At 70.9% G+C, this 24,764-nt stretch carries 19 protein-coding genes; 9 read left to right on the forward strand and 10 right to left on the reverse strand.

The window, feature by feature from the left end; translation table 11 throughout:
• Positions 1–127: 127 nt before the first annotated feature.
• The 8 genes from GGR66_RS19445 to GGR66_RS19480 form a co-directional block, all read right to left on the reverse strand.
• Positions 128–1,426, reverse strand: coding sequence for a DUF58 domain-containing protein (locus GGR66_RS19445; protein WP_167087925.1), 1,299 nt, complete (start codon positions 1,424–1,426; stop codon positions 128–130).
• Positions 1,427–1,631: 205 nt separating this feature from the next.
• Positions 1,632–2,624: a MoxR family ATPase gene (locus GGR66_RS19450; RefSeq protein ID WP_160968736.1), complete on the reverse strand. Its 993-nt coding sequence runs from the start codon at positions 2,622–2,624 to the stop codon at positions 1,632–1,634.
• A complete protein-coding gene (locus GGR66_RS19455) occupies positions 2,621–3,808 on the reverse strand; it encodes a DUF4350 domain-containing protein (RefSeq protein WP_184450001.1) in 1,188 nt (395 codons plus the stop codon). Before GGR66_RS19455 ends, GGR66_RS19450 begins: the two co-directional genes overlap by 4 nt.
• A complete protein-coding gene (locus GGR66_RS19460) occupies positions 3,805–5,472 on the reverse strand; it encodes a DUF4129 domain-containing protein (RefSeq protein ID WP_184450003.1) in 1,668 nt (555 codons plus the stop codon). Before GGR66_RS19460 ends, GGR66_RS19455 begins: the two co-directional genes overlap by 4 nt.
• Positions 5,462–6,517, reverse strand: a complete 1,056-nt coding sequence (locus GGR66_RS19465; protein ID WP_184450005.1) for a stage II sporulation protein M — start codon at positions 6,515–6,517, stop codon at positions 5,462–5,464. The genes GGR66_RS19460 and GGR66_RS19465 overlap by 11 nt, the downstream gene beginning before the upstream one ends.
• Positions 6,514–7,191 (reverse strand): RDD family protein, encoded by a 678-nt coding sequence (locus GGR66_RS19470; RefSeq protein ID WP_184450007.1) that lies wholly within the window; start codon positions 7,189–7,191, stop codon positions 6,514–6,516. Before GGR66_RS19470 ends, GGR66_RS19465 begins: the two co-directional genes overlap by 4 nt.
• A 173-nt stretch (positions 7,192–7,364) precedes the next feature.
• On the reverse strand, positions 7,365–8,288 hold the full coding sequence (locus GGR66_RS19475; protein ID WP_184450009.1) for a DUF2167 domain-containing protein: 924 nt from the start codon (positions 8,286–8,288) through the stop codon (positions 7,365–7,367).
• 131 nt (positions 8,289–8,419) lie between these two features.
• Entirely contained in the window at positions 8,420–8,980 is a 561-nt protein-coding gene (locus GGR66_RS19480) for an alpha/beta hydrolase (protein ID WP_184450011.1), read from the reverse strand.
• A 29-nt stretch (positions 8,981–9,009) separates the two neighbouring features.
• Between GGR66_RS19480 and GGR66_RS19485 the strand changes: the two genes are divergently transcribed.
• Positions 9,010–9,579 carry an Lrp/AsnC family transcriptional regulator gene (locus GGR66_RS19485; protein ID WP_326521087.1) on the forward strand — a complete coding sequence of 190 codons (570 nt, stop codon included), beginning with the start codon at positions 9,010–9,012 and terminating at the stop codon, positions 9,577–9,579.
• 9 nt (positions 9,580–9,588) lie between these two features.
• On the opposite strand, the gene GGR66_RS19490 is transcribed toward GGR66_RS19485, so the two are convergent.
• Positions 9,589–10,140 carry a gamma carbonic anhydrase family protein gene (locus GGR66_RS19490; RefSeq protein WP_184450013.1) on the reverse strand — a complete coding sequence of 184 codons (552 nt, stop codon included), beginning with the start codon at positions 10,138–10,140 and terminating at the stop codon, positions 9,589–9,591.
• Positions 10,141–10,405: 265 nt separating this feature from the next.
• On the opposite strand from GGR66_RS19490, the gene GGR66_RS19495 reads away from it, so the two are divergent.
• The 5 genes from GGR66_RS19495 (at position 10,406) to GGR66_RS19515 (ending at position 15,749) form a co-directional block, all read left to right on the forward strand.
• Positions 10,406–11,914 (forward strand): NosD domain-containing protein, encoded by a 1,509-nt coding sequence (locus GGR66_RS19495; RefSeq protein WP_184450015.1) that lies wholly within the window; start codon positions 10,406–10,408, stop codon positions 11,912–11,914.
• 29 nt (positions 11,915–11,943) lie between these two features.
• On the forward strand, positions 11,944–13,239 hold the full coding sequence (locus tag GGR66_RS19500; RefSeq protein WP_326521088.1) for a carbohydrate porin: 1,296 nt from the start codon (positions 11,944–11,946) through the stop codon (positions 13,237–13,239).
• Positions 13,240–13,276: 37 nt separating this feature from the next.
• Positions 13,277–14,182 carry a type I 3-dehydroquinate dehydratase gene (gene aroD, locus GGR66_RS19505; protein ID WP_255421804.1) on the forward strand — a complete coding sequence of 302 codons (906 nt, stop codon included), beginning with the start codon at positions 13,277–13,279 and terminating at the stop codon, positions 14,180–14,182.
• Positions 14,183–14,230: 48 nt separating this feature from the next.
• Complete coding sequence (locus tag GGR66_RS19510) at positions 14,231–15,538, forward strand: MFS transporter (protein WP_184450018.1); 1,308 nt, start codon at positions 14,231–14,233, stop codon at positions 15,536–15,538.
• 73 nt (positions 15,539–15,611) lie between these two features.
• On the forward strand, positions 15,612–15,749 hold the full coding sequence (locus tag GGR66_RS19515) for a hypothetical protein (RefSeq protein ID WP_184450020.1): 138 nt from the start codon (positions 15,612–15,614) through the stop codon (positions 15,747–15,749).
• 210 nt (positions 15,750–15,959) lie between these two features.
• Here GGR66_RS19515 and GGR66_RS19520 read toward each other — a convergent pair whose 3' ends face one another.
• Positions 15,960–18,389: a membrane-bound PQQ-dependent dehydrogenase, glucose/quinate/shikimate family gene (locus GGR66_RS19520; protein ID WP_317844418.1), complete on the reverse strand. Its 2,430-nt coding sequence runs from the start codon at positions 18,387–18,389 to the stop codon at positions 15,960–15,962.
• A gap of 345 nt (positions 18,390–18,734) precedes the next feature.
• On the opposite strand from GGR66_RS19520, the gene GGR66_RS19525 reads away from it, so the two are divergent.
• The 3 genes from GGR66_RS19525 to GGR66_RS19535 are packed head-to-tail and all read left to right on the forward strand — an operon-like array spanning position 18,735 to position 24,446.
• Positions 18,735–19,877 carry an efflux RND transporter periplasmic adaptor subunit gene (locus GGR66_RS19525; protein WP_304944333.1) on the forward strand — a complete coding sequence of 381 codons (1,143 nt, stop codon included), beginning with the start codon at positions 18,735–18,737 and terminating at the stop codon, positions 19,875–19,877.
• A gap of 10 nt (positions 19,878–19,887) precedes the next feature.
• The gene (locus tag GGR66_RS19530; RefSeq protein WP_184450024.1) at positions 19,888–23,016 is read left to right on the forward strand and encodes an efflux RND transporter permease subunit; all 3,129 of its coding nucleotides are present in this window, start codon (positions 19,888–19,890) and stop codon (positions 23,014–23,016) included.
• Complete coding sequence (locus tag GGR66_RS19535) at positions 23,013–24,446, forward strand: efflux transporter outer membrane subunit (RefSeq protein ID WP_184450027.1); 1,434 nt, start codon at positions 23,013–23,015, stop codon at positions 24,444–24,446. The genes GGR66_RS19530 and GGR66_RS19535 overlap by 4 nt, the downstream gene beginning before the upstream one ends.
• Positions 24,447–24,764: the final 318 nt, after the last annotated feature.

Genomic DNA, 24,764 nt, shown 5'->3' on the forward strand with positions numbered 1-24,764 from the left:
AAGTCCCTCCCACAGTGCACCCATTACGCCAGCCTCGTTCTCGTCAGGAGCGGCTGGGGCGATGCAGCCGCCATGTGCTGGCCATACCGCGGGCGGCATGCCACCGCACTGCATCGACAGCGTCGCGCTACAGCAAGCCGTCGCGCTTCACCGCCAGGTAGCGCTCGATCAGCGCGGCGGGCAGTTCCTCGCCGGTGACGTCGAGCACCATCACGCCGTGGCTGCGCAGTGCGTCGTGCGCGGCGCTGCGCTGCTGCAGGTAGCGCGCCACTGCACCGGCCTGCACGGCCTGCGGCAGCTCGTGGACGTCCTCGGCCAGCGCCTGGTCCAGTTCGCGCTCGCGCAGGCTGGCCACGCACACCAGGTGGCGGCGCTGCAGCAGGCGCACCGCGGCCAGCAGGTCCTCGATGTCCTCGTCGCGCACGTTGCTGACCAGCATCACCAGCGCGCGGCGGCGCTGGCGCAGCGACAGTTCGGTGGCCGCGGCGAGGTAGTCGGTGGCCACCGGCTGCGGCTGCAGGTCGTAGCTGGCGCGCAGCAACACGTCGACCGTGGCCATGCCGCGCTGCGGCGCCACCCAGCGCGCGTCGCCGCCGCTGGCCATCATGCCCACCGCATCGCCCTGGCGCAGCGCCAGGTACGACACCACCAGCGCCGCGTTGAGCACATGGTCGAAATGCGACAGGCCGCGTTCGCTGGCCAGCATCCGCCGCCCGGTATCGATCAGCATCAGCAGTTGCTGGTTCTTCTCGTCCTGGTACTCGCGCGAGATCAGCTTGCGCGCGCGCGAGGTGGCCTTCCAGTCGATCTGGCGCAGGCTGTCGCCGATCCGGTACTCGCGCATCTGGTGGAAGTCGGTGCCTTCGCCACGGCGACGCTTCAGGTGCGCACCGACCAGGCGCGAGGCCTGTTCGGCGCTGAACAAGGCGAAGCGGGTCAGCGGCGCGAAGTTCGGATACACGCGCACGGTCTGCGCCGGCCCGGCCAGGCGTTGTTGCCACCACAGGCGCCAGGGCGCATGCAGGCGCAGGTGCGTGCCGTCGAACACGAAGCGGCCGCGCGCGGTCGGGCGCAGCTGGTAGCGCACCTGGGTCTGGTGGGCGGCGGGCAGGGTCAGCCGCTGCGGCAGGCCCTGCAACTCCCAGCCGCTGGGCACCAGGTCGAACAGGTCCACGCGCTGGCGCTGTGCGCTGTCCAGATACAGCACCACCTCGCGCTGCACACTCAGCGGCAACGCCTCGGGCAACTCACGGCGCAGCTGCGGCGTCGGCCGCCGCCACAGCCGCCACGCATCGAACGCCGCGACCAGCGCGATGGCCGCCGCGACCGCCTGCCAGCTCCACAGCGGCAGCCAGCCCAGCGCCACGGCCAGGCCGTACAGCGCCCACAGCGCAAGCAAGGCCAGCAGGGGCGGGGCGGGTCTCATCGGGGGGCCGGGATTCGGGATTGGGGAGTGGGGATTCGCAGAGGCGCGCACTGGCGGCCGCAGCGCCATGTGGCGGTGAGGCGGCGTCGAGTTACAGGGAGCGCGGTACAGCGGATCGGCCAAGACGCGCTGACGCAGTCAGTGGCATGCGCCGCCGCCGCACCGCGCTGTTGCCAATCCCCACTCCCGACTCCCCAATCCCCGCTCATTTCCGCGGCGCCTCCACCTTGGCCAGCAACGCGCTCAGGGCGTCGTCGGCGCTCTGGCCTTCGATCTGCAGTTCCGGGGCCAGGGCGATGCGGTGGCGCAGGGCCGGCTTGGCCACGTCGCGGATGTCGTCGGGAGTGACGAAGTCGCGGCCGGACAGCACCGCCTGCGCGCGCGCCGCGCGGACCAGGGCGATGCTGCCGCGCGGGCCGGCGCCCAGGGCGATGCCGGGCCAGCGGCGGGTGGCGGCGACGATGCGCACGGCGTAGTCGATGACCTGCGGGTCGACCGCGATGGCAGCGGTGCCGGCCTGCATCGCCACCACGTCCTCGGCGCCGAGCACGCGCGGCACCTGCGACAGGTCGAAGTCGCCGGCGCTGCGGCCGCTGGTGACCGCGGTGACCATGCGCGCCTCGTCCTCCAGTTGCGGGTAGTCGATCAGGATCTTCAGCAGGAAGCGGTCCAGCTGCGCTTCCGGCAGTGGGTAGGTGCCTTCCTGCTCGACCGGGTTCTGCGTGGCCAGGGCCAGGAACGGCGGCGCCAGCGGGAACGGCTTGCCTTCGATGGTGACCTGGCCTTCCTGCATCACTTCCAGCAGCGCCGACTGGGTCTTGGCCGGGGCGCGGTTGATCTCGTCGGCCAGCAGCAGATGGGTGAACACCGGGCCGCGGCGGATCTTGAAGCTCTCGGTCTTGGGGTCGTACACGGCGTGGCCGCTGACGTCGCTGGGCATCAGGTCCGGGGTGAACTGCACACGTGCGTAGTTCAGTTCCAGCGCCTGCGCCAGGGCGCGCACCAGCAGGGTCTTGCCGAGGCCGGGCACGCCCTCGATCAGCACGTGGCCGCCGGCCAGCAGCGCGATCAGGATCTGGTCCAGCACCTCCGGCTGGCCGATGAAGGCGTGGCCGACCGCGGCGCGGATCGCCTCGGCGCGTTCGATCAGGGCAGGGCCGGCGAGCGGCGCGACGGCGTCGGAGGAGGCGGTGGTCATAACTGGTTTCTCATCTGGACGAGGAGGCGGATGCGCTCGCGCAAGGCGGCGGGTTGGTTGGGTGGCGGCGGCTGCAGCGCCTGTTCGACCTGCGCCACCGGCAGTTGCAGGCGTTCGGCGATGGCCGCGGCCTGGGCCGGGCCCTCCAGCGCGGCGGCGATCGGCGCGCGCCGGCGCAGCCGCGCCAGGAACGCCTCGCGCATCGCCGCATGCAACAGGTCGGCGCGGCCATAGCGCAGCAGATGTTCGCCGCTGGCGCGCACGTGTTCCAGCAGCGAGCGGCGGTCGGCCGGCGGTGCGGCAAGCAGCGGCCCGAAGCGCTGCATGCGCGACCACAGCCAGGCCAGCAGGATCAGCAGCGCGGGCAGCCAGGCCGGCCAGCCACGGGTGAACAGGGTGCGCCACAGCGACGGCAGTTCGGCCGAATAGATCAGGTGGATGGTGCCCTGGCCGTAGTTGGGGCCCAGCACCTGACGGGTCAGCAGGCGGTTGCCGGCTTCGCGCAGCCCGCCCTTGCGCAGGATCGGGTCGTTCTCCATCGGCGAGCCATCGAACATCGCGCCGATCCGGTTGTCCTGGTTCTCGAGGAAGTCCAGCTCCGACAGCACGTCCACGTTGCCGTCGCCGTAGGGAACGCGCGCAAACACGAAGTCGTCGTCCTCGCCGCTCCACCAGTTGTCGGGCGTGTCCGGATCGATGTGGAAGCGGCGGCCGTCGCAGAACACTTTCTGCGGCGGTGCGCCCGGCACCGCCATCATCAGGCAGTTGTCCGGGCTGCGCGCCTCGACGGTGATGTCCAGCGCGTCCAGGATCGGCACGTCGCCGCGCTTGACCTCCGCGGTGGGCGTGCGCAGCACCAGATGTCCGCCATGCTCCACCCAGTCCAGCAAGGCGTCGCCGTCGGCCTTGCCGAGCATGCGCGGATCGCCGTACAGCACCACGCTGTCGTGCGGGCGCAGGCGCATCGCCGCCAGGTCCAGGCGTTGCCGCGACTCGGCGCGCACGCCGTCGGCGCGCAGGGTCTGGCGCAGTGCGTACAGCGGGTTGTAGGCGGCCTCGCCGCGCGGCGGCAGCACGATCACCCGCTCGGCGCGTTCGTAGCGGCCGAAGAACCAGGCCGCGGCGACGCTGGCCAGCAGCAGGCCGACCAGGAAGATCAGCGCATTGCGCGTGCCGCTGTTCATGCCTGCCACCGGAACTGGCGCTGCAGGTCGTCGACCAGCGCGTCGAAGGCGCCGTCCTCGGGCAGCCGGCCGGCGTAGGCGGCGTGCTGCCAGACCCGCACCATGCGGGCGAACAGGCTGCGGTCGGCGTCGTCGGGCAGGCGTTGCGCGGCGCGCAGGCACTGCGCCTCGGTGGCGCTGGGCGGCAGCACCAGGTCGGCGCGCTCGCACAGCGTCGCCACGCTGGCCCGGTACAGCAGCGCCAGCGCATCGCGGTGGCGCCCCTCGCGCCAGGCGCGTCGTGCCACCGTCGCCACGTCGTCGGGCAGCGGTTGCGGTGCCAGCACCGGGGTGTGCTCCGGCGCCGCCGGCACCGGCGCACGTCGGCGCCCGGCGCCACGCATCCACGGCAGCCAGTGCCTGGCGGTGAGCAGCAGCACCAGCACCAGGATCCCCGCCAGCACCCACATGCCCCACTTGCCGACGAAGGCGATGGCCTGGGCGGCGGCCTTGATCCATTGGCCGAACGCGGTGAGGTCCTGCTTCTTGTCGTCCGGCTTGGGCGGTTCGTCGGGATTGCGCTTCTTCCAGTAGCCGATGGTGCGCTTGGCGGTCAGCAGCGGGTCGTCGTAGGCGCGGTCGGCGGCGCGGGCGAAACGCGCATCGGCGGCGGGAACGGTGTCGAACACCTCGTCCAGCGGGACCGGGCGCGCGCCGTGGTGCTGGCTGTCGGTGGCGTGCGCGGTGGCCTTGCTGTCGGTATCGGTGTCGGTGTCTGCGCCCTGGTCGGCGTCGGTCTCGTCAGCGCCATCGCGCTTGTCGTCGTCGGGGGCAGCTTGCACCGCCGTGTCGGTGGCCGGTTGCGCACGCAGCGCCGCCATCGGTGCGGCGAGCAGGGCCACGCACAGCATCGCCAGCGGCGCAGAAGTGCGCAGGCGCGCGGCCATCCGCCGCAATGCCATCTCCACGTCCCAGGCTTCGAGCTGGGTGCGCCGGTTGAGATACAGGCCGAAGCCGGCGCCGACGAAGAATGGTTCGATCAGGGTCATCGCCAGCCAGGCGATGGCGTTGAAGCCGATGTCGGCCCACACCGGCGTCTGCTGGCCGATCAGCGACCAGGCCGCGCGTGCGGTTTCCGGCAGCAGGTCGATGGGCACGAACAGGAAGATGGTGGCGATGCAGGCCAGGCTGAGCATGCCTTCGAACGTGGCGAAGACGCTGGCCATCAGCAGTGCATGGCCGTAGATGGCGCCGCCCAGGGTACGGCGGCGCTCGCGCTGCTGGTCGGCGCTTGCGCCTTCCAGCAGCTCCAGCGGCATGAACACGCTGCGCGCCGGACTCAGCCGGCGCCAGGTCAGGTAGCCGATCAGGGTGCGCCAGCCCCAGCCGCCCTGCGCACGCACGGTGTCGCGCACGCGCGGCACGTCGCCGAACACCGCACGCGAGATCACGAACAGCGGAATCCGGTCCAGCACCGGCTTCAGCCACCACAGCAGCAGCGGTGCCAGCCACAGCTGGTCGATCGCCCAGGCGCCGAGATTGAGCGCGGCGAACAGCGGCAGGGTGACCAGCAGCCACGGCTTCCAGATCGCCCCAGCATGGCGGCGGACCAGGGCACTGCCCAGTTCCATCGCTTCCCAGGCCGAGCGTGCGCGCAGCACCACGTCCAGGCGCTCAATCCGCATCGATGGCCTCCGCGCGGCCGCGCCCGCCGCGCCACAGCCACGCCAGCACCAGCGTCCACAGCACACCGGACACGCTGTACTTGATCCACGCCGGCACGGTCGCGATGGACGACCAGAACGCCTCGATGAAGGCGGCCACCAGCAGCATCGCCGCCACCCCCAGGCACAGCCGGGCACCGATCTTGCCGCCTTCCACCAGCGCGTCGATGCGCCGCCGCCGCCCCGGCGCCAGCACCTTCAGGCCGAGCTGCAGGCCGGCGCCGCCGGCGATCACGATCGCGGTCAGTTCGAACGGCGCATGCCCGGCGACGAAGCGCCAGAAGGTGACGCCGTAGCCGATCTGGTGCAGGTGCCCGGCCACCGCGCCGATGGTGATGCCGTTGAACAGCAGCACCAGCACCGTGCCCAGTCCCGCCAGCAGGCCGCTGGCGAAGGTGCGCAGGCCGATGCTGATGTTGTTCATGATGTAGTGGCCGAACATCTGCCAGTCGGTGCCGCTGTCGCGGCCGAGCTTCTGCGCGCTGGCGGCTGGGTCGTACATGCGCTCGATCTGGCTGACCTGCATCGGGTCCATCAGCCCGTGGATCAGTTCCGGGCGGAACTGCAGCAGCACGAAGATGGTCACCAGCGGCACCACGAACAGCGCAGTGGCCGCGGCCATGTAGCCGGCCTGGCTGCGCACCAGCTGCGGGAATTCGGCGAACAGGAACTCCGCCGCGCGTCGCCAGCGCGGACGCGGTGCCCGGTACAGGACGGTGTGGCCCTGCTGCATCAGGTGCTGCAGGCGCGCGGTGACCTGCGGGCTGTAGCCGCGCTTGCACGCCAGCGCCTGCTGCTGGCACAGGCGCCGGTACCGCGCCGGCATGTCCTCGTCGGCGAGCGGCGGCGGTTGGTGCGCGTTCGGTGGCGTGACCGCATCCGTGGCGTCGGTTGCGGTGGATTTGGGTGCCGGCTTGCGCCCGTTGCCGCTGCCGCTGCGCTGCAGCCAGGCCTCGAACGCCTGCCACTCGTGCTGATGGCGGAGGACGAACTGTTCCTGTTTCATCGGCGGCCCAGCAGCCAGTTGGCCATCGCGTACAGGCGCAGCACCCCGGCCTGGCCCGGCGTGTCGGTCAGCGGCTGCGCCAGCGCGGCCAGTTCCAGTTGCCGCTCGGGGGTGAGTCGCGGCGCGCGCTCGGCGAAGGCGATCAGCGCCGTCTGTTCGGCCGGCAGCAGCGGCCGCGGCGGCGCGAGCGCACTGGCGATCGGCGGCAGCGCCTCGTCCGCGCGCGGCGGCTGGTGCACCACCAGCGTGCCTGCGACCAGGTCGCCCAGGCGCCGCGAATGGGCGTCGAACAGGCAGGCGATCAGGCCGACCGCATAGCCGAACGGCAGCATGTCCACGGTGCGCAGCAGGTTGCGGGTGATCGCTGCCATCCACCCCACCGGCGCGCCGTCGCGCGCCACCACGCGCAGGCCCAGCGCCTGCTTGCCGAGGGTCTGGCCACGCCAGCCCTCCAGCACGATCGGGTAGCCCCAGAACACCAGGAACATCGCCACCAGGTACAGGCCCTGGCCGAGGCCGCCGAGCAGGCCGAGGAACATGCCCATGGCGGTGAGCAGGGCGAAGCGCAGCGCCAGGTCGATCAGCCAGGCCAGCGCGCGCGGCACCGCGCCGGCGGCCGGCAGGTGCAGCGCCACGCCTTCGGGCGTGATGACCTCGCGGTAGGTATCGAGCATGCGTGTCACCGCCGCCGCGCGGCGCGGCGGACAAGGGCGCCTGCGATGTGGGGAGGCCGTCCTTCCGTTCGGCCGGCTGCCTGTGGCGGCATGCTGCTCTCGACTGCGTCCTGCTTCCGAAGCGGCACTTTAGCCGGCGTGACGTGAATTGCCCAGCACGCCGGCGGCGCCGATCAGCGCACCGTGCCGCCGTCGCGCTGGCGCCCGGAGAACAGCTTGCGCACGCCGGCGACCAGGGCCATCAGGCCGACCAGCACCAGCTTCCAGGCCTTGGCCAGCAGCAGGCCGAGCTTGGCGAACAGGCCCGCCTTGGCCGCCAGGCCGCCGCCGATCAGGGTGGCCACGCCGTAGCTGGCGATCTTGTCGGTGGAGGGGTTGTGGTCGGCGTAACGGGCGCCGCTGTCGAACTCGGCCATCGGCAGCAACTGCTGCATGCCCTCGCGCACCTGCGCCAGTTCGCCCATGCCCGAGACCGCATTGAGGCTGAGGTAGCCATGCCGTCCGAGCACGCGGATGTCGTAGTTCAGGGTGTGCTCGCCCTCGCCCGCGAACGCCAGTTCGCGCGCCCAGTACAGCTTCTTGCTGCCGGTGTCGTAGCGCGGCGGCACCGCCCAGCCGACCAGGTCGACCTGCTCATAGCCGGCCTTCTTGCGCTGCGCGTTGGACTCGCGCGTCTCCTCCTGCATGTCCTTGAGCATGGCCTGGTAGTCGATCTTGCTGGCGTCCTCGTCGGACACGTAGCCATCGTCGGAATAGGTGACGACCACCGCCCAGCTGCCCTTCTCGTCGAGTGCGGGCTGGCGCGGCACGATCAGGCCCAGCACGTCGTCGTCCGGCGGGTTGCCCCAGTAGCTCTCCAGCACCTTGCGCGCGTCGGCCTTGTCCAGGAAGCGGAACGCCGGGCCGAGATCGAAATGCACCTTGGCCTGCGGCAGTTCGATATGGCCGTCGCGGAAATGCAGTGAGCCGACGAACTGTTCGGCGGTCATGTCCGGGCCGCCGTTCTGGGCCAGGGCCGAGCCGGCAGTGGCGCACAGCGCACAGAAAAAAGCGGCCAGCAGACCGCGCAGCGAGGTCTTGAGCATCGGCGATTCCATTCGTTCGGTGGCGTCCCCACGCCAGAGGCGCCTAGTGTCGCGCAAGCGTGCATGGCGCGCCAGTCGCGCGCGCGCCCGTTTGCCGGTCCATGGCGCCGCAAGGCGTCCTGCCGGCGATGCGCCGGCAGCGCTCAGACGGGTGAGGCCGGTGCAGGCCCGAGGCCGGCATCGAAGGCGGCCAGCAACTGCGCGCCGTGCGGCCATGCGCCCAGACCGCTGGCGGCATTGAGGTGTCCCAGTCGGTCGAGTTCGACCAGCCCGCTGCCCCAGTCGGAGGCGCAGCGGCGGCTGTAGGATGGCGTTGCGTAGGGATCGTCGCTGCTGGCCACGATCAGGCTGGGAAACGGCAGGCGCGCCGTCGGCACCGGGACGAAACTGGCGGCCTGCGCATGCGGGAACGCGGCGCTGTCCGGATCGGGAACCGCGACCAGGAAGGCGCCGCGCGGCAGGCGGTCGGCGCGCGCGGCCCAGTGCGCGACCAGCAGGCAGCCCAGGCTGTGCGCGACCAGCAACGGCGGCGTGGCGCAGTCCTGCACGCAGCGGTCGAGCGCGCGCAGCCAGTCGTGCAGTTGCGGGTGCGCGAACGAGTCCGGTTGCAGCCGGCGCATGCGCGTGTCCTGCTGCTGCCAGAGGGTTTGCCAGTGCTCCGGCCCCGAGTCGCCGATGCCCGGCACGATCACCACGTCCTGCATGCGCTACGCTCCGTCGAAAGGAAGCGTGAGTGTCGCGCTGCCCGCCCGGCATCGCCATGGCGATGCATCGGCGCATGCGGCGTTTTTCCGATGAATCCACGGTGCAGGGCGAGGGGGCGAGGCGAGTGGCGGCGAAGACCTGGCGGGGCGATGCCCTGGATTACGCGATCCTGGAGGCGCTGCAGTGCGACGGACGTATCGCCCTGGCGGCGCTGGGGCGGCGCATCGGGCTGTCGCAGCCGGCGATGTCCGAGCGCGTGCGCCGGCTCGAGGAACAGGGCGTGATCACCGGCTATACCGCCCGGGTCGATCCGCGCGCGCTGGGCCTGGCGACCTCGGCCATCGTCCGTCTGCGCACCACGCATGCGCAGATCGGCGCCTGCCTGGAACTGTTCGCGCAGATGCCGCAGGTGCTGGACGTGCACCGGGTCACCGGCGAGGACTGCTTCGTGCTGCGCGTGCTGGTGCCCGCGCCGGCGCAGCTGGAGCCGGTCATCGACGCCCTGGCGCGCTTCGGTGCGGTGACCACCAGCGTCGTGCTGCGCAGCGAGACGCCGCGCCCGATCGGCCGCGCCTTGCTGGCGTTGGCGGCCGAGTAGCGGCGCCGTCTACTGCGGCGACGCCGCGGACGCGGCCAGGTAGCGGTCCTTCAGCCGCACGTAGTGCTGCGCCGAGTAGTGCAGGCTCTCGATCTCCTTGTCGCTGAGCATGCGCGCCTTGCGTGCGGGATTGCCCAGCCACAGCTCGCCCTCGCCGACGGTCTTGCCGGGGCCGACCACCGCGCCGGCGCCGACGAAGCCGTATTTCTTCACCGTGGCGCCGTCGAGGATGCACGCGCCCATGCCGATCAGGCACAGGTCCTCGATGGTGCAGGCATGGATGATGGTGCCGTGGCCGACGGTCACGTCCGCGCCGATCAGGGTCGGGTAGCCGGCCGCGTTGAACGGACTGTGGTGGCTGACGTGGATGATGGTGCCGTCCTGGATGTTACTGCGCGCGCCGATGCGCACGTGATTGACGTCGCCGCGGATCACCGTGCCCGGCCACACCGACACGTCGTCCTCCAGCACCACCTCGCCGATCACGGTGCAGGCCGGGTCCACATAGACGCGTGCGCCCAGTTGCGGGGTCTTGTCGAGGAACGGACGGATCGGGGACATGGCGCTCTCCGGCGGTAGGGCGGCCGGCGGCCACGCCGCTGCCGATGATAGCGCGGTGGCCCGGGCCGGCCGCCGCGCGCCGGCGGGTCCGGGAAACGCCGATGTGCACGGTGTTGTGCGATAAACGCACCGCCAATCGATATTCGCACTTGAATGGTGCACTGCGATAAAACTAGCGTTGCCGCTGTTCCGGCGCCGTGCCACGGACGCGACGGCGTCCGGCGCGCCGCCGCCGGTGCGGTCCCGATCCTGTTGGAGATGGTGCATGTCCCCTGTGTGTTTCCGTGGCCTGGCCGTGCTCGCGGCCCTGCTTCCCGGCGCCGTGCGCGCCTACCAGGCCGAGCCGCCGCCGCCGGAGCGCAGCGTGCTGACCGTGGACCGCTACGCCGACGACGACGCCCCGGGCTCCCTGCGCTGGGCGATCACGACCGCCAACCAGGCCCCCGGCCGCTACCGCATCGAGATCGCCGCGGTGGGCGCGCCGCCGTACGTGATCCGCCCGCGCGCGCCGTTGCCGGCGCTGCAGGGGCCGCTGCAGGTGGTCGGCCTGGCGCGCGCGCGCGACGGCCAGTACATCGCCATCGACGGTGCCGGCTACATCCGCGGCAAGGGCACCGCCGCCTGCCCGGGCGCGGAGAAGGGCCAGTTCGGCACCAACGTGCGCAGCACCACGCTGCCGGGCCTGGTGCTGCGCGACACCCATGGCGTGGAACTGAGCGGCCTGGAGATCCGCAACTTCTGCATCGGCGTGCTGATCAACCGCGCCAGCGACAACGTGCTGCGCGACAACCGCATCGTCGCCAACCACGGCGGCGCCGGGGTGATGCTGACCGGCGACGACGGCAACGGCCAGTCCACCGCCACCACCACGGTGCGCAACCGCATCGTGCGCAACGACTTCCTCGACAACGGCGACGGCCTGGAACTGACCCGCGGCGCGGCCTGGAACCTGGTGGCCGACAACGTGTTCCGCTCCACCGACGCCAACCCCGAGCCCTCGCAGGGCATCGAGATCCTGTGGGGCAACGACAACACGGTGCTGCGCAACCGCTTCGAGCGCTATTCCGACGGGCTGCAGATCAACTGGGGCAACCGCAACACCATCGCCGACAACGACTTCGCCGGCAATTCGATCGGGGTCAGCGTCACCGGGCGCGACAACCTGATCGAGGGCAACCGCCTGGTCGGCAATGGCATCGGCATCGCGGTACGCCCGCAGCCGCGCAGCGAACCCAACCGCTTCAGCGCCAACCTGCTGTCCGGCAACGGCCTGAAGATCGAACGCTGTTTCGCCGGCGGCACCTGCGTCCCGGGCCAGCCGCGCGGCGCCATCGTGTTCGGCGTGCCCGGCCTGGAGCATGCGCCCTTCGTCGGCTCGCGCGGCATCGGCGTCGATCCGGATCCGCGCAAGCGCGCGGCGATCTGCGGCGCCGCGGCGGCGGAGGGCTGCCAACCGCCGCCGAACTTCGGCCAGGCCGCGCCGCAGTTGCGCGCGATCGAACGCGACGCCGGCACGCCGCGGGTGCAGGGCAGCTTCGTCGGCCGTCCCGGCCACCTCTACACGGTGGAACTGTTCGGCAACCGCCGCCCCGGCGACGACGAGGCCGAACGCTATCTCGGCCGCGTCGAAGCGCCGGTGGATGCGCAGGGGCAGGGCCGGTTTGTGGTGCCGCTGGACGGCGATGCCACGGAGTTGGCCACGCTCACCGCCACTGTCACCAGCGACGACGGCGCGACCTCGCCGCTGAGCGCACCGCTGGCGGTGGCGCCGTGAGCCGCGCTGCATCGGCTGGCGCTCGCGCGGTGCGACGCCCGCCGTCGTTGCCGGCCTGGTCGCTGCTGGCCGCGGCCGTCGCCTTCGTCCCGGCCGTCGCCGCCGCGCAAGACGCCACCGATCTGGCGCACAGCACCTTCAGCGGCGACTGGAACGGCACGCGCAGCGACTGGCTGCAGCGCGGCATCAACGTGCGCGGCGACTACGTCGGCGAAGCCATGGGCGTGGTCGACGGCGGCCGCGGCGAGCGCGGCGCGCGCTATGCGCAGCAGGTGCGGCTGGGCGTGGACCTGGACCTGGCGAAACTCGCCGGCTGGGACGGCGGCGCGCTGCATGTGACCGTCAACGACCGCCGTGGCCGCAGCACCTCGGCCGATCTGCTCGGCAACCGCTTCCCGATCCAGGAAGCCTACGGCGGCCAGTTCACCCGGCTGACCGAACTGAGCTACGACCGCCGCTTCAACGACGGGCGCAGCTACATCAAGGCCGGCTTCTACGCGATGGGCAACCAGTTCGGCGCGCACACGCTGCTGACCAACTTCGTCAACGCCGCGTTCTGCGCGCATCCGCTGGCGATGTCCGGCAACAGCGGCTGGTACAACTATCCCAATGCGCGCTGGGGCGCGGAGGCGGCGCAGCAACTGACGCCGGCGACGAACCTGCGGGTCGGCTGGTTCCAGGTCAATCCCAGCACCAACAACAACGTGCACACCGCGTTCGACCTGGACGCGCGCGGCACCACCGGCTCGCTGTTCCCCGTCGAGCTCACCTGGACGCCGGGTGCCGGCGGCGCCTATCCGGGCACCTACAAGTTCGGTGGCTACTACGACTCCTCGCGGGTGCCGCGCAAGGGCCTGGATTCGCGTGCCACCACCGGTCGCGACGGCGCCTATCTGCTGGTCGAACAGAAGCTTTACTCGCCCGGCGGCGAGCGCGGCCGCGGCCTGACCGGTTTCGCCCAGTACATGGTCTCCGACCGCGCCACCGCGCAGATCACCCGCTGGTACGCGCTGGGCGGCGTCTACCAGGGCATCGGCCGGCGCAGCCAGGACCGCATCGCCCTGGGCTATGTCGGCGCCGACATCAATCATCGCCTGCTCGACGCGCGGCGTGCGGCGCTGCTCGACGCCGGCGTGCCGGCGGACGCGCCGGTGTTCGCGCTCGACACCGCCGAGGAACTCTACGAACTGTCCTACAGCGCCCAGCTCACGCCGTGGCTGATGCTGCGGCCGGATGTGCAGTACATCGTCAATCCCGGCACCTTCGCCTATGCGCGCACCGACAACGCGCTGGCGGTGGGGCTGCAGGTCAAGCTCACCTTCTGAGCGCGCGCTGCGCGCTTCCTTGCCCAGGCCGATCCCGATGCCCCTGTTCCTTTCACGATTGATCTTGCTGTACTGCGCCGGCCTGCTGCTGGCATCGCCGCTGCAGGCCGCGGCTGCGGTGCCTCCCGCAACTGCGCCGGCGTCGCCGCCCACGGCGGCCCCGTTGCCGGCGCCGCACGTCCTGCAGGTTCGCGGGCTCGTTATCGGCGCCGGCCTGCCCAAGATCATCGTGCCGATCACTGCGAAAGACGCCGAGCAGGCGCTGGTGCAGGCGCAGCGCATCGCCGCCTCGCCCGATGCGGATATGGCCGAATGGCGCATCGATCTGATGGACAGCGCCACCGATGCGGCGGCGCTGGCGGCACTGGGGCCGCGCCTGGCGCAGGCGCTGCACGGCAAGCCGCTGCTGCTGACCTTCCGCACCAAGGCCGAAGGCGGTGCGGTGGCGATCGACGATGCCGCCTACGGCGCGCTGTACGCCCGCCTGCTGGAGGCGCGCTTCGCCGACCTGCTCGACGTGGAGATGTTCCGCGATCCTGCGGTGGTGCGGCAGCTGGTGGAGCAGGCGCACCGGCAGGGCGTGTACGTAGTGATGTCCAGCCACGACTTCCACGCCACCCCGCCGGTGGCGGAGATCGTGGCGCGGTTGCAGCGGCAGCAGGCGCTGGGCGCCGACGTGCTGAAGATCGCGGTGATGCCGCGCGATCCGGGCGACGTGCTGCACCTGCTCGACGCCACCTGGCAGATGCGCCAGCGCAGCGGCCAGCCCTTGCTGACCATGGCGATGGGGCCGCTGGGCGCGGTGTCGCGGTTGTCCGGCGGTACCTTCGGGCAGAGCCTGACCTTCGGCATGCTCGGCAGCGCTTCGGCGCCGGGACAGATCGACGCGGCGCGGTTGCGGCAGGCGCTCGACGCGCTGCAGGCCGCCGCGCCCTCCAAGTAATTCCGCGACGCCGCGGTTCCCGTTCGCCGTTCTTGCAGGAGTGTTGCCATGAGCCATGCCGCCGCCCCGCCTTCCGCGCTCGTCCTGGACCGCATGAGCGGTTTCCAGTGGACGGCGATTGCGGTCTGCGTGCTATTGAACATGCTGGACGGGTTCGACGTGATGGTGATGGCGTTCATCGCCCCGCACGTGTCGGAGGCCTGGCACCTGTCCGGCAAGCTGCTGGGCATCGCGCTCAGCGCCGGGCTGGTGGGCATGGCGCTGGGCTCGCTGTTGCTGGCGCCGCTGGCCGACCGCTGGGGCCGGCGCAACATGATCCTGTGCTGCCTGGCGATCCTGACCGTGGGCATGGCCGCCTCGGCGCTGGCCCAGGACATCTGGCAACTGGCCGCGCTGCGCGTGTTCACCGGCATCGGCATCGGCGGCATGCTCGCCGGCGTCGGCGTGATCACCGCCGAATACGCGAGCCCGAAGTGGCGCAGCACCGCGGTGGCGCTGCAGGCCACCGGCTATCCCATCGGCGCCACGCTGGGCGGCTTGATCGCCGCGATGCTGCTGGAACGCTGGGGTTGGCATGCGGCCTTCCTGTTCGGCGCACTCGCCTCGCTGCTGTGCATCCCGGTGGTGCTGGCGCTGCTGCCCGAATCGTTGGACTTCCTGCTCAGCCGGCGCCCGCCGGATGCGCTGGCGCGGCTCAACGGGCTGCTGACGCGCATGCGCGCACGGACCCTGGATGCCCTGCCGCCGCGCCCGCCGGTGCAGGAGAAGGCGGGCTACGCGGCGCTGTTCACCCCGCGCCTGCGCCGCAACAGCGTGCTGATCGCGCTGGGTTTCTTCATGCACATGTTCGCGTTCTATTTCGTGCTGAGCTGGACGCCAAAGCTGCTGGTGCAAGCCGGGGTGTCGGCCGAACAAGGCGTCACCGGCGGCGTGCTGCTGAACCTGGGCGGCATCGTCGGTGGTGCCTTGTTCGGCGGTCTGGCCGCACGCTTCGCACTGCCGCGCTTGACCGCGGCCAGCTTCCTGATCGCCGCACTCGCGATGGCGGCGTTCGCCACGCTCGGCGCGCAGCTGCAGTTGGCCTTCCCGGTGGCCTTCGTGATCGGCGCGGCGCTGTTCGGCTCGATGGCCGGCCTGTATGCGTTGGCGCCGATCGTGTTCGCGCCGACCGTGCGCACCACCGGCCTGGGCTGGGCGATCGGCATCGGCCGTGTCGGCGCGATCCTCTCGCCGATGACCGTCGGCGTGCTGGTCGACGCCGGCTGGCAGCCGGCCAACCTGTACTACGTGCTGGCGTTGCCGCTGCTGGTGGCCATTGCCGCGGTGCTGACGATGCGGCTGCAACCGTCGCGTTGAGGCCGGGGCGGTGCGGGCGCGGGTCTGGTCCAGAGGCCGAAAACAACACGCGTGACGGCTCTGGCGGCGCCACTTGGCCTACGTCACCCTCTCGGCGCCGCCGTCCAGCACTGCGACCGATGTGTCGGCGGTGAAGGCCGGCGACAGTCAGTGCCAGCGCCGGACCGGTACCGACGATACCGCGCGCTGGTACCGCGCCAGCTTCGAATGACGACTCACCACGTTCCCTCCCTATCGTCGATGGCGTGGTCGACCTGCCCATGCATGACGTGGTGAGTGTGCAGCGTGTGCGTTGCTCGGTTCCCGGCATCGCGGTGGCGGCTAATGTGCTGCGTCCGCTCTAGGCGGCCTGAGGCCCCATGGATGCGGGACGCCTCGGTCCAGGCCCACCGCGCGCAGGCGTTGCCTGCGCGCGACCTTGCTACTTGGCGTCCGGCAGCGCGTAGGCGATCACGTAGTCGCCGCGGTCCGGCGACTGCCGCGCACCGCCGGCGGTGATCACGATGTACTGCTTGCCGTTCCTGGCCGACAGGTAGGTCATCGGCCCGCCCTGGCTGCCCACCGGCAACCGCGCCTTCCACAGTTCCTTGCCGGTGCCGCTGTCGTAGGCGCGCAGGTAGTAGTCCTGGGTGCCGGCGATGAACACCAGGCCGCTTTGGGTGGCCAGGGTGCCGCCCAGGGTCGGCATGCCGATCGGAATCGGCAGATGCATCTTGAAGCCAAGCGGGCCGGTGTCCTGCACGGTGCCCACCGGGACCTGCCAGGCGATGCGCCGGGTCTTCAGGTCGATCGCGCTCAGCGTGCCGAACGGCGGTGCCTGGCAGGGGATGCCCAGCGCCGACAGGAAGCGGTTCTTGTTGACCGCGTACGGCGTGCCCTTCAGTGGCACCGCGCCCATGCCGGTGTTGACCGCCTCGCCGCCGCTGGAGGCGGCCGCCTTCTCGGCCTTCTGCGGAATCATCTGCACCCACAGGCCCAGGCGCATGTCGTTGGCGAACACCACGTCGTGCAGCGGATCGACCGACAGCCCACCCCAGTTCATGCCGCCCAGCGAGCCGGGGAAGCTCAGCGACACGTCGGTGCCGGGCGCGGTGTACAGGCCCTCGTAGCGCATCTGCTTGAAGGCGATGCGGCACAGCATCTGGTCCAGCAGGGTGGCGCCCCACATGTCGGCTTCGGTCAGATGCTTGGTGCCGATCTGCGGCATGCCCACCGACAGCGGCTGGGTCAGCGCATACGGTTCGTGCGGGATGTCGGCGGCCTTCACCGGCACCTCGCGGACCTCGGTCAGCGGCTTGCCGGTGGCGCGGTCGAGCACGTACAGCTGCCCGGCCTTGGTGCCGATGATCAGCGCCGGCACGCGGCGGCCGTCGGCCATCGGGAAGTCGATCAGGCTCGGCTGCATCGGCAGGTCGAAGTCCCACAGATCGTTGTGCACGGTCTGGTAGACCCACTTGACCTTGCCGGTGCTCGCGTCCAGCGCGGTGATCGAGGCGCCGAAGCGGTGGTCCAGCGCGGTGCGCTCGGCGCCGTACAGGTCGGTGGACGGGCTGCCCATCGGCAGGAACACGGTATTGGAGGCGGCGTCGTAGGACATCGGCGCCCACACGTTCGGCGTGCTGCGCACGTAGGACGTGCCCGCGGCCGGCGGTTGGGTGTCCTGCGGGTTGCCCGGGTCGAAGGCCCAGCGCTGCGCACCGGTGATCACGTCGAAGCCGCGGATCACGCCGCCGGGCATGTCGGCCTGGACGTTGTCGGCGACGCGGCCGCCCACCACCACCGTGGTCCCGGCCACGGTCGGCGCCGAGGTCAACTGGTACAGCGGATCCGGCGCAGCGCCGAGGCCGGCCTTCAGGTCGACCTGGCCGTTCTGGCCGAAGCCGCTGCAGAACGCGCCGGTGTCCGCATCCAGCGCGATCAGCCGCGCGTCGATGGTGTTGGTCAGCACGCGGCGCCGGCAATTCGCGCCGGCCGGCAGCACCGCCGCCGCGACCGGCGAGGCGCCGACCGCGCTGGGCTGCGCCAGCGGCGCATCGGTATCGAAGTAGGCCAGGCCGCGGCAGCGCTGCCAGACCGAGGACTGCGCGTTGATCTCGCGCTTCCACAACTGCCGGCCGCTGCTGGCATCCAGCGCGATGACGTTGTTGTGCGGGGTGCACACGAACAGCGTCTCGCCGATCTGCAGCGGGGTGGTCTGGTCCTCGGCGCCGTTGCCGTCGCTGAGCGCGATGTCGCCGGTGCGGTAGGTCCAGGCCACCTGCAACTGGCTGACGTTGCCGCGGCCGATCTGGTCCAGCGCGGCGAAGCGGCTGCCGCCGGCGGTGTTGCCGTAGTGGCCCCAGTCGCGTTGCGCCTGCGCCGGGGTCACCGGTACCGGTGCCGGGCCGGGGCCGCTGGCGGCCACCGGCGGGTGCGGCACGAACATGCCGGCCAGGCCGCCGGCGCAGGCCAGTGCCAGCACCGCCGCCAGTGCATACGCACCGCGTCCGCCGGGCAGGCCGCGGGCGCGGCGCAGGGTCGGGTAGACCAGGGCGACCAGCAGCGCCAGCACCGCCGGCATCATCAGCCGCGAGACCAGCGGCCAGAACGCCAGGCCCGCGTCCCAGTAGGCCCAGGCCACGCTCAGCACGAAGGCCAGCGCGTAGAGCCAGGCGCCGGCCGGGCGCCGCCGCAGCACCAGCAGCGCCGAGGCCACGCAGGCCGCGCCCATCGCCAGGAAGTAGACGCTGCCGCCGAGCGTGGCCAGGCGGATGCCGCCGACCAGCAGCGCCAGCCCGATCAGTGCCAGCAGCAGGCCGACGCTCCACAGCACGATCCGGCCACCGGCCGACACATCCGATTGGGTTTGCACGTTTTCGATCCTCTGCAGGGTAGGCGCGCGGCGTCCGCTGCCAGCCACGACGGCGGCGAGGGCGGGGCGTGCGCACGATGGCATGCCGCGGCTCGAAAGAGCGTCGGCAGGTTGGGCGATTATCGCATTTGTGTTCGGTAATAGAACGAATGGCCATGTTCGACGGCGCGCTGCTGCGCGCCGGCTCCGACGTTTCTCCGACCTTGGTGAAGCCCGTACAACACACCGTTACAGGGATGGTGCGATGCGACACACCGGTGGAGTAGCGTTGCGCGTTTCTTCCCAGCCGCACTCCCCATGTCCGACCTCTTCCAGGCGCCTCGTCGTCCCGTTCGCTGTGCCCTGTTGCTGGCCATTGCCGTGGCCGGAGGCTGCTCCGGCGACAAGCCGGCGGCCGCGCCGCCGCCGCGGGTGGGGGTGCTGACCCTGGGCGCGCGCACCCTGCCGGTCGAGCGCACCCTGGCCGGTCGCACCGTGGCCTACGAGACCGCCGACGTGCGCCCGCAGGTCGGTGGATTGCTGCGCCAGCGCCTGTTTCAGGAGGGCCAGGAGGTCAAGGCCGGGCAGGCGCTGTACGTGATCGATCCGGCACCGTACCAGGCCGCCTACGACATCGCGCGCGGCAACCTGGTGCAGGCCGAGGCGGCGCTGGCCAGCGCGCGGCCCAAGGCCGAGCGCACCCGCAGCCTCACCGACATGGACGCGGCCAGCAAGCAGGACGCCGACGACGCGGTGTCCGCGCTGCGCCAGGACGAGGCGGCCGTGGTCGCCGCCAAGGCGTCGTTGCAGGCGGCGCGGATCAACCTCGACTACACCCGCATCACCGCGCCGATCTCCGGCACCATCGGCACCTCCGCCTACACCGTCGGCGCGCTGCTCACCGCCGCGCAGGACGCGGCGCTGACCACCATCCAGCGGCTGGACCCGATCTACCTGGACGTCACCCAGTCCAGCACGCAGATGCTGGCGCTGCGTCGCCAGCTCGACGCCGGGCAGATCCACGCCATCGACGGCAAGGCGCAGGTGCAGGTGCGGCTGGAGGACGGCAGTACCTACCCGCATGCCGGCACCCTCGAATTCGTCGGCACCCAGGTCAACGCCGGCACCGGCAACGTCACCCTGCGCGCGGTGGTGCCCAACCCCGAGCACCTGCTGCTGCCGGGCATGTACCTGCGCGCGGTGCTGCCGATGGCCACCGACCAGGGCGCGGTGCTGGTGCCGCAGCAGGCGGTGACCCGCGACAGCAAGGGCGAGCCGGTCGTGAAGCTGCTCGACGCGCAGAACAAGGTGGTGGAGCGCCACATCCGCACCGGCGAGGCGGTCGGTCACGACTGGGTGGTGGAGTCCGGGCTCAAGCCGGGCGAGCGCCTGATCGTGGTCAACGGCAGCCGCGCCGAACTCGGCAAGCCGGCGCAGCCGTATCCGGTCACCGCCGCCCAGCTCGATGCCGCGCCGGCGCTGCCGGGCGACGACGCCCAGGCCGACTGAGGACTCCCGCATGTCGCGCTTCTTCGTCAACCACCCGGTGGTGGCCTGGGTCATGGCCATCGTCATCGTCCTGATCGGCATGCTGGCCATCCATGGGCTGCCGGTCGAACGCTATCCGCACATGGCGCCGCCCACCATCACCGTGCGCGCCACCTACACCGGCGCCTCGGCGCAGACGGTGGAGAACACCGTCACCCAGCTGATCGAGCAGTCGCAGCAGAGCCTGGACCACCTGCTGTACATGACCTCCACCAGCGCCTCGGACGGCAGCGCGCAGGTCAATCTGGTGTTCGAGACCGGCACCAATGCCGACACCGCGCAGGTGCAGGTGCAGAACCAGTTGCAGTCGGTGATGTCGGTGTTGCCGCAGGCGGTGCAGCAGAACGGCCTGGTCATCACCAAGTCCAGCGGCTCGCTGTTCGAGGTGGTGGCGTTCACGTCCGACGACGGCAGCATGGACAACTTCGATGTCGCCAACTACATGGAATCGAACATCGACGACCAGATCAGCCGCGTCAGCGGCGTCGGCAACATCCAGCCGATGGGCTCGGAATACGCCATGCGCATCTGGCTGGACCCGGAGAAGCTGCGCAAGTACGCGCTGATGCCCTCGGACGTGGAGAACGCGCTGCAGTCGCAGAACACCGACGTGTCGGCCGGCGAGATCGGCGGCCAGCCGGCGCTGCGCGGGCAGCGCCTGGACGCCACCGTGACCACCCGCAGCCGCCTGCAGACCCCCGCGCAGTTCGGTGCGATCGTGCTCAAGAGCGACGCCAGCGGCGCCGCCGTGCACCTGTCGGACGTGGCCAAGATCGGCCTGGGCCCGGAGACCTACGACAGCATCACCCGCTTCAACGGCAAGCCCTCGGCCTCGCTGGGCATCGAGCTCAACTCCGACGCCAACGCGGTGGAAACCTCCAAGGCCATCGACCAGCGCCTGCAGGAACTCAAGCAGTACTGGCCGCACGGCTTCAACTACCACATCGCCTTCAGCACCACCCCGTTCGTCACCACCTCGATCAAGGAAGTGGTCATCACCCTGATCGAAGCGGTGTTGCTGGTGGTCGCGGTGATGTACCTGTTCCTGCAGAACTGGCGCGCCACGCTGATCCCGACCATCGCCGTGCCGGTGGTGCTGATGGGCACCTTCGGCGTGCTCGCCGCCTTCGGTTACTCCATCAATACCCTGACCATGTTCGCGATGGTGCTGGCGATCGGCCTGCTGGTCGACGACGCCATCGTGGTGGTGGAGAACGTGGAGCGGGTCATGGGCCAGGAAGGCCTGCCGCCGAAGGAGGCGACGCTGCGCTCGATGCAGCAGATCGGCGGCGCCCTGGTCGGCATCGTGCTGGTGCTGACCGCGGTGTTCGTGCCGATGGCGTTCTTCAATGGCGTCACCGGCGTGATCTACCGGCAGTTCTCCATCACCATCGCCGCTTCGATGATCCTGTCGGTGCTGGTGGCGATGACCCTGACCCCGGCACTGTGCGTGACCATCCTCAAGCCGCTGCACCAGGGCGAGGCGCCGATCGGGTCGCACGGCCGCCTGGGCTGGTTCTTCGTCTGGTTCAACACCCGCTTCCGGCACCTGTCCGAGCGCTACCGCACACTGGTCGAGCGGGTGCTGGGCCGACGCGCGCTGGGCCTGATCGCCTATGCGCTGCTGATCGCGGTCACCGGCCTGCTGCTGTGGCGCCTGCCCGGCGCGTTCCTGCCCGACGAGGACGAGGGCATGCTCAACGTGCTGGTCAAGCTGCCGGCCGGCTCCACCCTGGAGCAGACCCTGGCGGTGACCGACCGGCTGACCAAGGCCGCGCTGAAGGATCCCGGCGTGCGTTCGGTGCTGTCATCGGCCGGCTTCAGCGTCACCGGCGCCGGCCAGAACGTCGGCATGGCGTTCGTGCGCCTGAAGGACTGGGACGACCGCGACGACGATGCGGCAACCATCGCCGACCATCTGAACAAGGCGCTGGCCGACGTGCCCGACGCGGAGCTGTTCGTGACCTCGCCGCCGGCGATCACCGGCCTCGGCGACGCCTCCGGTTTCACCTTCGAACTGATGGACTACGAAGGTGCCGGTCACGCCGCCCTGGTCGCTGCGCGCGACAAGCTGCTGCGGCTGGCCCAGCACGATCCCAAGCTGATGAACGTGCGCTACGCCAGCCTGGAAGACGCGCCGGTGTACGCGGTCAAGATCGACGACGCCAAGGCGCAGGCGCTGGGCGTGGACCCGGGCGACATCAACGCCACGCTCAACAGCGCGCTCGGCGGCGACTTCGTCAACAACTTCATCTACAAGGGCCGCATCAAGAAGGTCTACGTGCAGGGCGATGCCGACGCACGCATGGCGCCGCAGGATCTGGACCGCTGGACGGTGCGCAACGGCGGCGGCGACATGGTGCCGATGTCGGCGTTCACCCGCTCGCACTGGACCAGCGCGCCGGCGGCGCTGGAGCGCTACAACGGCGTGTCGGCGATGGAGCTGACCGGCCAGGCGGTGCCCGGGGTCAGCTCCGGCGCGGCGATGGACGCGATGGCCGAACTGAGCAAGCAACTGCCGCACGGCTTCGGCTACGCGTGGTCGGACATGGCCTATCAGGAAAAGCTGTCGGCCAACCAGGCGCCGGCGCTGTACGGGATCTCGCTGCTGTTCGTGTTCCTGTGCCTGGTGGCGTTGTACGAGAGCTGGTCGATCCCGTTCGCGGTGATGCTGGCGGTGCCGGTGGGCGTGTTCGGCGCGGTGTTGCTGATGACCTTGCGCGGCCTGGAGAACGACGTCTACTTCCAGGTAGGCCTGCTGACCACGGTGGGCCTGGCGGCGAAGAACGGCATCCTCATCGTCGAGTTTGCGCGCGACCTCGAGCACCGCGGCGAAAGCCTGCTCGCCGCCACCCTGCACGCGGTGCAGATGCGTCTGCGGCCGATCCTGATGACCTCGCTGGCGTTCCTGCTCGGCGTGCTGCCGCTGGTGTTCAGCAAGGGCGCCGGCTCGGCTGCGCGCCACTCGCTAGGCACTGGCGTCACCGGCGGCACCCTGGCCTCGATCACCCTGGGCCTGTTCTTCGTGCCGCTGTTCTACGTGATCGTGCGGCGGATGTTCCCCGGGCCGTCGGTCGCCAACCCGGAGACGCAGGCATGAGCGCCGCATCGCGCATGAGCGTGGCGGTGGCCACGCTGCTGGCCCTGTCCGGCTGCACTCTGGCACCGACCTACGTGCGCCCGGCGGCGCCGGTGCCGGCCGATCTGGCGGCGGTCGATGCGGCGCCCGCCGCGGGCACCGCCACCGACACCCTGGCGATGCCGGACTGGCAGCAGGTGTTCCTGGATCCGCGGCTGCGCCAGACCATCGCGCTGGCGTTGCAGAACAACCGCGACCTGCGCGTGGCAATGCTGTCCATCGACAAGGCGCGCGCGCAGTACCGCCTCCAGCGCGCCGCGCAGTTGCCGTCGTTCGATGCCAACGCCAGCGTGAACCGCAGTCGCACCAGCGCCGCCAGCAACGACGACGGCGTTCCCGAGGTCAGCACCAGCGACACCCTGCAGGTCGGGCTCAGCAGCTGGCAGTTGGATCTGTTTGGACAACTGCGCAGCCTCAAGCAGGAGGCCCTGCAGAACTGGCTGTCCAGCGCCGAGAACCAGCGCAACGTGCGCCTGACCCTGGTCGCCCAGGTCGCCGCGGCATGGCTGACCGTGGGCGCGGACCAGGAACAACTGGACCTGGCGCAGCAGACCCTGGACAGCCAGACCCAGACCCTGCAACTGACCGAGCGTCGGCACGACATCGGCAGCGCGTCCGGGCTGGACCTGGCGCAGCAGCAGACCAGCGTGGAGTCGGCACGTGTCGCCGTCGCCAGCGCCGCCACCCAGCTGGCGCAGGCGCGCGATGCGTTGCAACTGCTGGTGGGCGCATCGGTCGATGCGGCGCTGCTGCCGACTGCGCAGGCCATGCAGGGCAGCGTCGCACTGGCGCCGCTGCCGGCGCACCTGCCCTCGACGGTGTTGCTGCAGCGTCCGGACGTGCTCGCCGCCGAGCACACCTTGCAGGCGGCCAATGCCGACATCGGCGCCGCGCGCGCGGCGTTCTTCCCGTCGCTGAGCCTGACCGCGTCCACTGGGCGCAGCAGCGATGCGCTGTCCACGCTGTTCTCCGCCGGCAGCCGCACCTGGTCGTTCGTGCCCAGCATCACCGCGCCGATCTTCCACGCCGGTGCGCTGAAGGCCTCGCTGGACGCCTCCAAGCTCGGCAAGGACATCGCCGTGGCGCAGTACGAGAAGGCGATCCAGTCGGCCTTCGCCGAAGTGGCCGACGCCCTGGCCACGCGCGATCACCTACAGGCGCAGCTGACCGCGCAGCAGGCCCTGGTCGACGCCAGCCAGCGCAGCTACACCCTGGCCGACGCGCGCTACCGCGCCGGCCTGGACGGCCACCTGCCGGTGCTGGATGCGCAGCGTTCGCTGTTTGCCGCGCAGCAGGCGCTGATCGCGCTGCGCCTGCAGGACGCCAGCAACCGCGTCACCCTGTACCAGGTGCTCGGCGGCGGTGCCGACGCGCAGGCCGCCGCGCCCTGAGCACGGCGGCAAGCAGCAACGCGGACGCAGCGCTGCATGGCCAAGCTGCCCACGCCGCGGGGCGGCGTGGTCCCTCCGCGGACGGCATGGACGCTTCCGTCCATCGGCGCCGTCCGCGCTGTGTCCGACCCCGTCCGCAGCGTTGCGGCGGGGCCGGATCCACTCAGCCCTTCTTCTTTTCCTGCTTGGCCGCGCGCTTTTCCTTCAGCGTCTTGGTCGGCTGCTTCTTCTCGCTCTTCTTCTGATCCATGCCCTTGCTCATGACACCCTCGTGACGTTCATGCTGTGGAAACCCGGACTCTGCCGCACTGGCGGCGA

This window comes from Xanthomonas sp. 3498, assembly GCF_014199795.1.
GTDB lineage: Bacteria > Pseudomonadota > Gammaproteobacteria > Xanthomonadales > Xanthomonadaceae > Xanthomonas_A > Xanthomonas_A rydalmerensis.

What these genes read in the sequence shown, in the direction of transcription:
- GGR66_RS19445 (WP_167087925.1), bottom strand. Translation starts at nt 1,426, where the DNA reads ATGAGACCCGCCCCGCCCCTGCTGGCCTTGCTTGCGCTGTGGGCGCTG.
- GGR66_RS19450 (WP_160968736.1), bottom strand. Translation starts at nt 2,624, where the DNA reads ATGACCACCGCCTCCTCCGACGCCGTCGCGCCGCTCGCCGGCCCTGCC.
- GGR66_RS19455 (WP_184450001.1), bottom strand. Translation starts at nt 3,808, where the DNA reads ATGAACAGCGGCACGCGCAATGCGCTGATCTTCCTGGTCGGCCTGCTG.
- GGR66_RS19460 (WP_184450003.1), bottom strand. Translation starts at nt 5,472, where the DNA reads ATGCGGATTGAGCGCCTGGACGTGGTGCTGCGCGCACGCTCGGCCTGG.
- GGR66_RS19465 (WP_184450005.1), bottom strand. Translation starts at nt 6,517, where the DNA reads ATGAAACAGGAACAGTTCGTCCTCCGCCATCAGCACGAGTGGCAGGCG.
- GGR66_RS19470 (WP_184450007.1), bottom strand. Translation starts at nt 7,191, where the DNA reads ATGCTCGATACCTACCGCGAGGTCATCACGCCCGAAGGCGTGGCGCTG.
- GGR66_RS19475 (WP_184450009.1), bottom strand. Translation starts at nt 8,288, where the DNA reads ATGGAATCGCCGATGCTCAAGACCTCGCTGCGCGGTCTGCTGGCCGCT.
- GGR66_RS19480 (WP_184450011.1), bottom strand. Translation starts at nt 8,980, where the DNA reads ATGCAGGACGTGGTGATCGTGCCGGGCATCGGCGACTCGGGGCCGGAG.
- GGR66_RS19490 (WP_184450013.1), bottom strand. Translation starts at nt 10,140, where the DNA reads ATGTCCCCGATCCGTCCGTTCCTCGACAAGACCCCGCAACTGGGCGCA.
- GGR66_RS19495 (WP_184450015.1), top strand. Translation starts at nt 10,406, where the DNA reads ATGTCCCCTGTGTGTTTCCGTGGCCTGGCCGTGCTCGCGGCCCTGCTT.
- aroD (WP_255421804.1), top strand. Translation starts at nt 13,277, where the DNA reads ATGCCCCTGTTCCTTTCACGATTGATCTTGCTGTACTGCGCCGGCCTG.
- GGR66_RS19510 (WP_184450018.1), top strand. Translation starts at nt 14,231, where the DNA reads ATGAGCCATGCCGCCGCCCCGCCTTCCGCGCTCGTCCTGGACCGCATG.
- GGR66_RS19530 (WP_184450024.1), top strand. Translation starts at nt 19,888, where the DNA reads ATGTCGCGCTTCTTCGTCAACCACCCGGTGGTGGCCTGGGTCATGGCC.
- GGR66_RS19535 (WP_184450027.1), top strand. Translation starts at nt 23,013, where the DNA reads ATGAGCGCCGCATCGCGCATGAGCGTGGCGGTGGCCACGCTGCTGGCC.